Genomic DNA, 9,765 nt, shown 5'->3' with positions numbered 1-9,765 from the left:
CCGGCAGCCATACCACCGGCTGGAACGCCAGCATCAAATGGCCTGCGGCCAGTTCGCGATAAAAGTCTTTGCTGCTTTGCATGACAGATCCATAGGCAAGACAAAGGCGCACCCCGACAAGCAGCACCCGACGAACCGGCCGTCGTGGTCACCCAAGGGTCCCTGCCCGACCATGATCGACCCTCCCTCGCCCCTTGAGGAAGTGTTCCCGGATACCTTTCGCTTGTCCTCGGAAACCCTGGCCTTGGCTTAATCGTCTGCGGCCTTTTGTTTATTGCAATCATGCAAAAGGCCTCATCGATATCATTTAGCCACTAGTTCAGGAAGACCTATGCACAGAATGACCAGCGCCAGCTTTCGGGTGCTTGCCGATGTCATGAGAGAGGGCGGCGCCAATGTCGATGCCCTGCTCAAACAATTCGGCAGCAGCATCCAGGACGTTGATGAAAACCCCAAGGGCGTCAGGCTGGAACTGGTCTATCAGGTCATGGGCGAAGCCACCCGGCGCACGGGCAATCCGGATCTCGGGCTGCTGGCCTACAGCAAAGCCCATCCGGCCAACCTCAAGGCGCTGGGGTATGCCGTGATGTCCTGCGCCACCCTGGGGGCGGCCCTGCAACGCCTGGTGGACTATCACGCGCTGATCAGCAATGGCTTCTGCATGTGCCTGGAGCGCAATCCCCAGGCACTGAAACTGATAGGTTTCGATGTCACCGCCGCGCCCTCGCTGATGCCCCGGGCCGTGATAGACGCCGGCACGGCCCAGACCCTGGGCCTGCTGCACTGGCTGTTGCCCCAGCACAAGCCCCGGCCCCTGGCTGCGGCCTTCACCTACCCCGAACCTGCGGATACCCGGGCCCTGCAGCACTTGCTGGGGGACAACCTGCAATTCGCCGCCCCCCACAACAGCCTGACCTTCAGCCACCAGGACTGCGCCATCGCCCTGCCCACCGCCGACCCGGCCCTGGATGTGCTGCATATGGAATACGCCCGCAGCCGGCTCAACGTGCTGCTCAGCGGCTCGATGACCGCCCGGGTGCGCCGGGCCCTCTCGGAATGCCTGGCCCGGGGTGCCCCCAGCGACCTGCCACACATCGCCGAGCGGGTCGGCGTCAGCACCCGCAGCCTGCAACGGCGCCTGGGCCATGAAGACGTGCACTTTTCGGCCCTACAGGACGAAGCCCGGTTGATGCTGGCCCACAGCTTCCTGCGCAACTCCATGCGCAGCGTCAAATACATCGGGGCGTTACTGGGCTTTCGCGACCAGAGCAGTTTTCACAAGGCCTGCATGCGCTGGTTCGGCATGACGCCCGGGCGGTACCGCGAGCAGTAAGGCAAACGCCGAGCAAAGGCTCGGCGCAAGAGGTGACGCGGATGAATCAGTGGCTGGCCTGCAACTGCGGCTGCACTTGCGGCATGGCCGAAGAGTGGTGGTTGAGGATCTTCCACTGCCCGTCGACGCGCTCATAGAGGAAGGTGTAGCGAGCCTGGACCTGCTGCTTCTTGCCGTCAGCGGCGGTCAGCGTGAAGGTGTAGACGCCGCTGTCCATCGCCGCGTCCGGGCTCAGGTGACGGATCTCGCGGTAGTTGATCTGACCGACCGGCTTGGACGTCAGGAAATGCTCGAAGTAGTCCTGGATCTGCGCGTGGGTGCTGCGCACCTGGTTGGAGACGGTCGGTTGCAGCACCGCGTTGGGCGCATAGAGGCCGACCACGGCTTGCGGATTGCCGGTCTGCAGGGCGCTGTTCCAACGATCGAACAAACCGGCGATCTCCCGGTCCTGCACATTCTGCGGCTGCTCGGCCACGGTGCGGTACACGTAAGGGGTGGCTTCCAGGGCCTGGGCCAGAGGGGCGCCCAGAACGAAGAACAGGGCCAGGGCGGTGGTTTTCAGTTTCATTGGCAGACTCCAGTGGGTTTCAATGAGCCACACTGTGCCCAGGGCCGCCGCCGCCGCCATCGGCCAACTGGAGCCATCGGTCTATGCCATTTGGCAGATAGGCGCAGCCCGGGTCACAGGGTCTAATGCCCCGGCCCGCTCAATCACACCGACGCCACGCTGGAGTCCTGTCATGTCCCCCCCGCCCCTCGATCCCGGCAGCGCCCTGGCCCTGCGCAGCCAGTACCGGCAATCGCAAAGCCGCGCCGCGCGCCTGCGCCTGCTGGTGGACACCGGCCAGGAACTGCTGCAACTGCCTCCCGAGCAGATGCGCCTGCGCGTCGTACAGCGCGCCTGTGCCTTTGTCGCCATGGATCACGGCGTGCTGCTGGAGTGGAACGCCGACGGCGTGGTCCGCACCAGTGCCGAGCATGGCCACGGCGAGCGCCTGAAAGCCCTGCGCGCCCTGGCCGAGCAACCCCAGTGGCTGACACGCCCGGTCACGGAGCCGGCCTCGGTACTGCGGGTGTTGTTGCACCGTGCCGATGGCCAGGCTTTTGGCGCCCTGCTGCTGGCCAACAGCGTGCCCATCAGCGCACCGGACAGCGAAGACCTGGAATCCCTGCAACTGCTGGCCACGCTGTTGGCCGCCCACCTGGAAAACCAGCGTCTGCTGCAGGACCTGCAAGCCCGGGAACGCAGCATGTCGGAACTGGTGCAGCGCCTGTTCAGCGCCCAGGAAGATGAGCGCAAGCGCGTCGCCTATGACCTGCATGACGGGCTGGCTCAAACCCTGGCCGGGTTGCATCAGCGCCTGCAAGGTTTCGCCGGGCGCTGCCCGTCACTGCCCAGCGAGCTGAACGACGAACTGCAGACCATCCTGCAACTGGCCCAGGGCTGCGTCGGCGAGGGCCGGCAACTGATCGGCGGCCTGCGCCCCCACGTGCTCGACGATTTCGGCCTGCTGCGGGCCATCGACCGCGAGGCCGACCGCCTGCGGGAGGCGGGCCTGAGCGTGCACTGGGAGCAGCGTTGCCCGGAGCGCCTGCCGGGGGCCGTGGAAATCGCCCTGTTCCGCATCGCCCAGGAAGCCATCAACAACATTCTCAAGCATGCCCGGGCCGACGCGGTGCACCTGAGCCTGGCCATGGAAGACAGCCACGCCCTGCTGCGCGTCAGTGACGACGGCTGCGGCTTTCTCAGCCTGGCGACCCAGGGCGTCGAACAACTGGGACAGGTGGCCATGCACGAGCGCGCGCACTTGCTGGGTGGCCATTTCACCTGCCACAGCCAACCCGGCCATGGCACCCGCATCCAGGCCCGAGTGCCGGTTCAACCTGTGGAGCAACCTGTATGAGCGAGGCAATACGCCTGGTCCTGGCGGACGACCATGAAGTGACCCGCACCGGTTTCGTCGCGCTGCTGGCGGGCAACCCGGAGTTTGCCGTGGTGGGTCAGGCCAGGGACGGCGAAGAAGCCCTGGTCCTTTGCGAGCGCTTGCGCCCGGACATCGCCATCCTCGATATCCGCATGCCACAGCTCAATGGCCTGGGGGCGGCGCGCCTGCTGCAACAGCGCCAGCCCGAGGTCAAGGTGGTGATCTTCACCATGGACGACAGCCCCGATCACCTGGAAGCGGCGATGGCAGCCGGCGCCGTGGGCTACCTGTTGAAGGACGCCAGCCGCGATGAAGTGATCAGCGCCCTGCAACGGGTAGCCCAGGGCGAGGAAGCCCTCAACAGTGCGGTCAGCGCCCGCCTGTTGCGCCGCATGACCGAGCGTGGCAACGGCACGGCGCCCCAGGCCCAGCCCCTCACCGCCCGGGAGCGCCAGGTGCTGGGCCTGGTGGCCGGCGGTTTCAGCAACCGCGAGATCGGTGAAAAACTCGGCATCACCACCGGCACCGCCAAGGCCCATGTGGAACGGGTGATCGGCAAGCTGGGCGCCGCCGACCGCACCCAGGCCGCCGTGCGCGGCATTGCCCTGGGGCTGGTGGCCCAACCGGGCGGGCAGTGGCCATGAACCTGTTGAGCGCCCGGCGCTGGGCCGACCTGCCGCTGCGGGGCAAGGCGCTGGTGGTGATCTCGCTGCCGCTGGTGATCCTGCTGCTGTCCCTGGTGCTGATCTACAGCACCGAGCGCCAGACTGCCCGGGCCGAAGAGGACGTGCGCCGGGTGCTGCTGGTGCAGGGCGACATCCAGACCGTGCACACCCTGCTGGCGGAAGCCGCCGCCAGCGTGCGCGGCTACCTGCTGACCCGGCGCGAAGACTTCCTCCCCGCCTACCTTCAAGCCCGGCCGCAGATCGAGGCCGCCCTGCAGCGCCTGGACCAGAATGTGCGGGATGCGCGCATGCGCGAGTACCTGCAAGCCATCACCCCGCTGATCCATACCAAGCTCGATGGCCTGGTGGCCCTGCGCAATGGCAGCCGCGACGACGCCGACACCGTGACCGCGATCCTGATCGACAACAAACAGGTGCTGGACGTGCTGCGGGAGAAGATCAGCGCCATGCGCGTGCGCGAAGACGCGCTGCTGGCCGAGCGCACCGAAGCCGCCGTGGCGACCCGCATGCGCCTGCTGTTCGCCACCCTGCTGGCCGCCGGTTGCGGGCTGTTCGGCGCCATCATCGCCGTGCTGTTGCTGTCCCGGGGCATCGTCACCCGGGTGCAGCAGGTGCAGGGCAATGCCCAGCGCCTGGCCCTGGGACAGCCGCTGCTGCCGCAAGCTCCGGAGCAGGATGAAATCGGCCAGTTGGGCACCCGCCTGGTAGAGGCCGGGCAACTGCTGGCCGAGCGCGAGCGGGCCCTGCGGGACAACGAGGAACGCCTGCGACTGATCATCGACGGGGTCAAGGACTACGGGATCTTCGCCCTGGATACCCAGGGCCGGGTCACCACCTGGAACGTCGGTGCGGAACGGATCAAGGGCTACCGCGAACAGGAAATCATCGGCCGCCACTTCTCCCTGTTCTACCTGCCGGAAGAATGCCCGCAGCACCCGGACATGGCCCTGCGCGAAGCCACCGCCCACGGCCACTACATGGAAGAAGCCTGGCGCTGCCGCAAGGACGGCAGCCGCTTCTGGGCCAGCGTGGTGATCACCGCCCAGTACGACGGCAGCGGCGCCTTGCGCGGTTTTTCCAAGATCACCCGGGACATCACCGACCGCCGCGCCGCGGAAATCGCCCTGGGCACCGCCCGCGAAGAAGCCGAAAGCGCCAGCCGCGCCAAGAGCGAATTCCTCTCGCGCATGAGCCACGAACTGCGCACCCCGCTGAACGCCATCCTCGGCTTCGCCCAGTTGCTGGACATGGATTCCACCGCCGGCCAGCGGCCCCAGGTGGGGCACATCCTGCGGGCCGGGCAGCACCTGCTGGGACTGATCAACGAGGTCCTGGACATCGCCCGTATCGAGGCCGGACGCCTGCCGCTGAACGTCGAGCCCATCGCCCTGAGGGCGGTGCTGCATGAAGCCCTGACCCTGGTTTCGCCGATGGCCGCCGACGCCGGCATTCACCTGGCCCCGCTGCCGGAACTGCCGGCGGACAGCGGGGTGATCGCCGATCGCCAGCGGCTGATCCAGGTGCTGCTCAACCTGCTGTCCAATGCCATCAAGTACAACCGCAGCGCCGGCCAGGTGAACATCGAGGTGGCGATCGACGAGCCGCGCCTGCGTATCAGCGTCATCGACACCGGCGGCGGCATTGCCCCTGATCACCTGGAGCGCCTGTTCAAGCCGTTCGAACGCCTGGATGCCGACCCCAAGGTCGAAGGCACCGGCCTGGGCCTGGCCCTGAGCAAGAGCCTGCTGGAAATGATGGACGGCGGCCTCAGCGTCCAGAGCACCCTGGGCAGCGGCAGTTGCTTCACCCTGGAACTGCCCTTCGTGCGCCTGGTCGATGCGGCCGCCGGGGCCTCCTTCAGCGCCCCGGTGCTGAACGTGCCGGCGCCACAACCCGCGAGCCGCTACCAGGGCAAAGTGCTGTGCATCGAAGACAACCTGCAAAGCCTGGCGTTGATCGAAACCCTGCTGCAGCGCCGTCCGGGGATTCAGTTGCTGTCGAGCATGCAGGGGCAGATGGGCCTGGATCTGGCCCGCCAGCACGCACCGCAGATGATCCTGCTGGACGTCAACCTGCCGGACCTGCAGGGCCTGGAAGTGCTGCAACGCCTGCGCGCCTCCGCCATCACCGCCACCACACCGATCCTGATGATTACCGCCGACGCCAGTGAGCTGACCCAGCGCACCCTGCGCGAAGCCGGGGCGACGGCGATCCTCACCAAGCCGATCCATATACCGGCGTTCCTCGCCCACCTCCAAGCCTGCCTAGCGGAGCCCGTATGACTGCCGATATGCGCATCCTGATTGTCGACGACCAACGTCCCAACCTCGACCTGATGGAACAACTGCTGGCCCGGGAAGGGTTGCACAACGTTCTGAGCAGCACCCAGCCGCTGCGCACCCTGGAACTGTTCAACAGCTTCGAGCCGGACCTGGTGATTCTCGATCTGCACATGCCCGAGTTCGATGGCTTTGCGGTGTTGGAGCAACTCAACCGGCGGATTCCGGCCAACGACTACCTGCCCATTCTGGTACTGACCGCCGATGCCACTCGCGACACCCGCTTGCGGGCCCTGGCCCTGGGCGCACGGGACTTCATCAGCAAGCCCCTGGACGCCCTGGAGACCCTGTTGCGGATCTGGAACCTGCTGGAAACCCGGGCCTTGTACAAGACCCTGCGGACCCTGGTGCCGCCGGAGCGCATCGAGCTGCTGCGCCCGTCGCGGTCTTGAGAAACAAGCTCCAAGACCCGCTTTCGCAGACGCAGGGCCCATAGCCAGGCGTTACGGTGCTTGAGGTTCAGCGCCTCTGGTGCATTGCCCGATAGTGGCTGGGCGCCTGTCCAGTCCAGGACTGGAAGGCTCGGCGAAACGCCGCCTCGCCGCCAAAGCCCAGATGACCGGCGATACGGCCGATTGTCCAATCGGTGTTGCACAAACAGTGCTGCGCCGCTTCCCGCAGGCATTCCCTGCGCAATACCTGATAGCTGGTATTTTCCGCTGCCAGACGGCGGCGCAAGCTGATTTCACTGACGCCCAGCGACCGCGCCAGCCACCCCAATGTCGGCAGTTCCTGGGCCTGCACCAGCGCCGCTTCAAAGAACCCTCGCACCTGCTGGCCGAGGCTGATCACGCTCGGGGCTGCCCCCACCAGGCGAAACGGCAGGTCTTCAATGAACGATGCCAGCTCGGAGGATTTGCGGATCACCGGCCGCGCCAGCAAGGCGGCGTCGAAACTGAAGCCATAAGTCGGCCGGCCAAACCTAGCCGGAGCATCGAACAGGCCGAGGAAAGGCATGGCGTCCTCGCGTCTCGGATGCGCCAGGAACACGCTCTGTATCTTCAGGCTGCGGCCGATCAGCCAGGTGAACAACTGCAGGTAATAGAACAGCCCGGTGAGATCCACCAGGCACGCAGCAGAACTGCGAGAGCGGCGCAGCGAATCCATATGGAACACCGCCGTCGCGCCCTGCAGCTCCAGACTCAAACGACCGGCCCGCGGCAGCAGCATCGTGCAGAACTGGCCGGCGCAGTGGATGGCCTCACCCAGGCTGTTACAACTGAGCACGCAGCGACACAGCAGGTCCACCTCCTGCTTGCTCATGGGTAGATGGCGCTCGCCCTTTGCCATCCGGGCCTGCAACTGCTCGATGGCGTAACGAAACAGCTGGACGAAAGCATCTGCCGACAGCGACGCACCGTCACAGGCCCGGCACAAGCCGTTGCTGCGCAACTCATCGAGCAACCGGGTACTCATCCCCAAGGGAACACGAATCCCATGAAATCGCCGCAAAATCATCGCCTCGTTCTCATATTGATCAATACGGTCAGGTTTTCTGTCCGTTGTGGTGAGGGTCAGGGCCTCGCTGCCATGGAGTAATGGTCCTGGTTCGGCGTGCTTACTGCGACGCTTGCCCCTCCACCAGACGGAGACTCGACCTATGGCAACTATCCATGCGCCCCTTTCGACTTGCGCCAGACTGGCGCCTGATCGCCTTGCAGGCAAGCCATGATCCGGATACTCGACGAGATCCACCTGCCTCCCGAACAGATTCCCGGGCTGCTGGAGCGCCTGGATCAAGGCTACCGGCCCCAAGCCGAACGCCATGGGCTAACGCTGCTGCAGCGCTGGGTCTCGCCACCAGTGGCGGTACCCGGCGAACACAACCGCCTCTGGCTACTGTGGCAAGTGCCCGACGTGGCAACCTACTACAGCCTGCGCACGGCCGCAGGCGCCGAGGTCCTGGCGTTCTGGGCAGAGGTTGCCGAACGGGCGGTGCAACGCCGACGCCATGTGCTGGTCAGCGCCGACCAAACCCTGCGCCAAAGGGAGAGCAGTAGCCATGAAGCATGAGACCGCGCAGCTGTATGTGTGCCCCGACGCCGATCCCGTAGCGCTGCAAGCGGCGTTAAGACAACGCCTGGAAACCTTGCCGCACCTCGTTCATCTCAGCCTGCAAAGCAACCTGGAGGGTAGTTGGAACGCCGGCGACTTCACCTTGGACCTGTGCCACGATGGCTCCAGTGCTGCGTTCGATGTGCTCAAGCAACTGCCCGGGCTGGCCAGACTGGACGGAGTGGCGTATCAGCGCCTGGATGGTGGGCAGCGTGCTCCGGGGATGCGTAACGGAATCTGGCGCACGCTGATGTTCCGCTTGCGTGCCGACTGCTCCCAGCACCGCCGTGCACTGGAGCGTGATTTGCTGCGCATGCCGGACTACATCACCAGCATAGGTAACTGGCAATTGAGCCGGGTCTGTTCAGACAGCCCCTGGACCCATGTCTGGCAACAGGAGTTCAGCGATATCTCCGGACTGTCCGGAGACTACCTGAGCCACCCGTATCACTGGGGCTGGGTGGATCGCTGGTTTGACCCACAGTGTCCCGAATGGGCGGTCGACGCCCTCGTCCATGCTTTCTGCCCGCTGCCGACAAGCCTTCTGTCCCGCGTCGCTTCCCCGCCTTAAGCGTCCAAGCCCCGCGCAGCCGGCTGCCAACACCATCCCGCCAACGAGCGACTCCATTCCAGAGAGGTACGTATATGCGCGCTGTAGTGATTGATCGCCTGGGAAGCTCCCAGGTCCTGCACATGGCTCGGGTACCCAAGCCCCGACCAGGCCCCGGGGAAGTCCTGATCCAGGTCCATTTCGCCGGGGTCAACCCGGCGGACTGGAAATGCCGGGAGGGTCACCTTGCACCGTTCATCACCTATCGTTTTCCGTTCGTCCTGGGCTTTGACCTGGCCGGCACGGTGCAAGCCTGGGGCGCCGACGTCGAGGGGTTCTGCCGGGGCCAGGCGGTGTTCGCGCAAAGCGATGTGGGCAATGGAAAATGGGGGTCGTACGCCGAATACACCTGCATTGACCAGCAATCCGTAGTGCCAATGCCCAACAACCTCAGCTTCGCCCAGGCGGCGGCAGTACCGACCCCGGCACTGGCGGCCTGGGCCGGGCTCTTCGATGATGGCGGCCTGCAGGCCGGACACAAGGTGCTGGTCCATGGCGGTGGTGCAGCCGTGGGCACCTTCGCGATCCAGTTCGCCAAGCTTGCCGGAGCCCGGGTCGCGACCACCTGCGGCGCCGACAAGCAAGGCTATGTACAGTCCTTGGGCGCCGAGCTGGCCATCGACTATCGCACCCAGGATATTCACCGCAGCCTGCGCGCCTGGTCCGCCGATGGTGTGGATCTGGTGCTCGATTGCGTGGGTGGCGCAAGCCTGGCCAACAGCCTGGAGCTACTGCGGCCAGGGGGAATCCTGGTTTCGATCCTGACCCTGCACCCTGGCGAAACCGGCCCCGACCATGCTGCGGCCGCTCGACGCGG

At 65.6% G+C, this 9,765-nt stretch carries 10 protein-coding genes and 1 pseudogene; 8 read left to right on the top strand and 3 right to left on the bottom strand.

Annotation, left to right across the window (positions count from 1 at the left end):
• Positions 1 to 82 (bottom strand): annotated as a pseudogene (locus tag BLX41_RS37145) (EAL domain-containing protein); the annotation flags it as partial.
• A 249-nt stretch (positions 83 to 331) separates the two neighbouring features.
• Here BLX41_RS37145 and BLX41_RS31310 point away from each other — a divergent pair.
• Complete coding sequence (locus BLX41_RS31310; RefSeq protein ID WP_123727989.1) at positions 332 to 1,333, top strand: AraC family transcriptional regulator; 1,002 nt, start codon at positions 332 to 334, stop codon at positions 1,331 to 1,333.
• 46 nt (positions 1,334 to 1,379) lie between these two features.
• Here BLX41_RS31310 and BLX41_RS31305 read toward each other — a convergent pair whose 3' ends face one another.
• Positions 1,380 to 1,901 (bottom strand): SgcJ/EcaC family oxidoreductase, encoded by a 522-nt coding sequence (locus BLX41_RS31305; protein ID WP_123727988.1) that lies wholly within the window; start codon positions 1,899 to 1,901, stop codon positions 1,380 to 1,382.
• A 172-nt stretch (positions 1,902 to 2,073) separates the two neighbouring features.
• Here BLX41_RS31305 and BLX41_RS31300 point away from each other — a divergent pair, with 172 nt between their 5' ends.
• The 4 genes from BLX41_RS31300 to BLX41_RS31285 are packed head-to-tail and all read left to right on the top strand — an operon-like array spanning position 2,074 to position 6,675.
• Entirely contained in the window at positions 2,074 to 3,237 is a 1,164-nt protein-coding gene (locus tag BLX41_RS31300) for a sensor histidine kinase (RefSeq protein ID WP_123727987.1), read from the top strand.
• Positions 3,234 to 3,902, top strand: coding sequence for a response regulator (locus tag BLX41_RS31295; RefSeq protein WP_123727986.1), 669 nt, complete (start codon positions 3,234 to 3,236; stop codon positions 3,900 to 3,902). Before BLX41_RS31300 ends, BLX41_RS31295 begins: the two co-directional genes overlap by 4 nt.
• The gene (locus BLX41_RS31290) at positions 3,899 to 6,226 is read left to right on the top strand and encodes an ATP-binding protein (protein ID WP_123727985.1); all 2,328 of its coding nucleotides are present in this window, start codon (positions 3,899 to 3,901) and stop codon (positions 6,224 to 6,226) included. Before BLX41_RS31295 ends, BLX41_RS31290 begins: the two co-directional genes overlap by 4 nt.
• Positions 6,223 to 6,675: a response regulator gene (locus BLX41_RS31285; protein WP_123727984.1), complete on the top strand. Its 453-nt coding sequence runs from the start codon at positions 6,223 to 6,225 to the stop codon at positions 6,673 to 6,675. The genes BLX41_RS31290 and BLX41_RS31285 overlap by 4 nt, the downstream gene beginning before the upstream one ends.
• Before the next feature lie 67 nt (positions 6,676 to 6,742).
• Here BLX41_RS31285 and BLX41_RS31280 read toward each other — a convergent pair whose 3' ends face one another.
• Positions 6,743 to 7,978 carry an AraC family transcriptional regulator gene (locus tag BLX41_RS31280; protein WP_221179228.1) on the bottom strand — a complete coding sequence of 412 codons (1,236 nt, stop codon included), beginning with the start codon at positions 7,976 to 7,978 and terminating at the stop codon, positions 6,743 to 6,745.
• On the opposite strand from BLX41_RS31280, the gene BLX41_RS31275 reads away from it, so the two are divergent.
• From BLX41_RS31275 to BLX41_RS31265, 3 genes are all read left to right on the top strand, one after another.
• Entirely contained in the window at positions 7,952 to 8,296 is a 345-nt protein-coding gene (locus tag BLX41_RS31275) for a hypothetical protein (RefSeq protein WP_123727982.1), read from the top strand. The genes BLX41_RS31280 and BLX41_RS31275 overlap by 27 nt on opposite strands.
• Complete coding sequence (locus tag BLX41_RS31270; RefSeq protein WP_123727981.1) at positions 8,286 to 8,909, top strand: Dabb family protein; 624 nt, start codon at positions 8,286 to 8,288, stop codon at positions 8,907 to 8,909. Before BLX41_RS31275 ends, BLX41_RS31270 begins: the two co-directional genes overlap by 11 nt.
• A gap of 74 nt (positions 8,910 to 8,983) precedes the next feature.
• A partial coding sequence (locus BLX41_RS31265; protein WP_259745434.1) for an NADP-dependent oxidoreductase occupies positions 8,984 to 9,765 on the top strand: 782 nt, incomplete at its 3' end.

Origin of the sequence: Pseudomonas protegens (assembly GCF_003732485.1) — a bacterium.
GTDB classification, from domain to species: domain Bacteria; phylum Pseudomonadota; class Gammaproteobacteria; order Pseudomonadales; family Pseudomonadaceae; genus Aquipseudomonas; species Aquipseudomonas protegens_B.
This window is presented reverse-complemented; position numbering and strand designations above follow the sequence as displayed.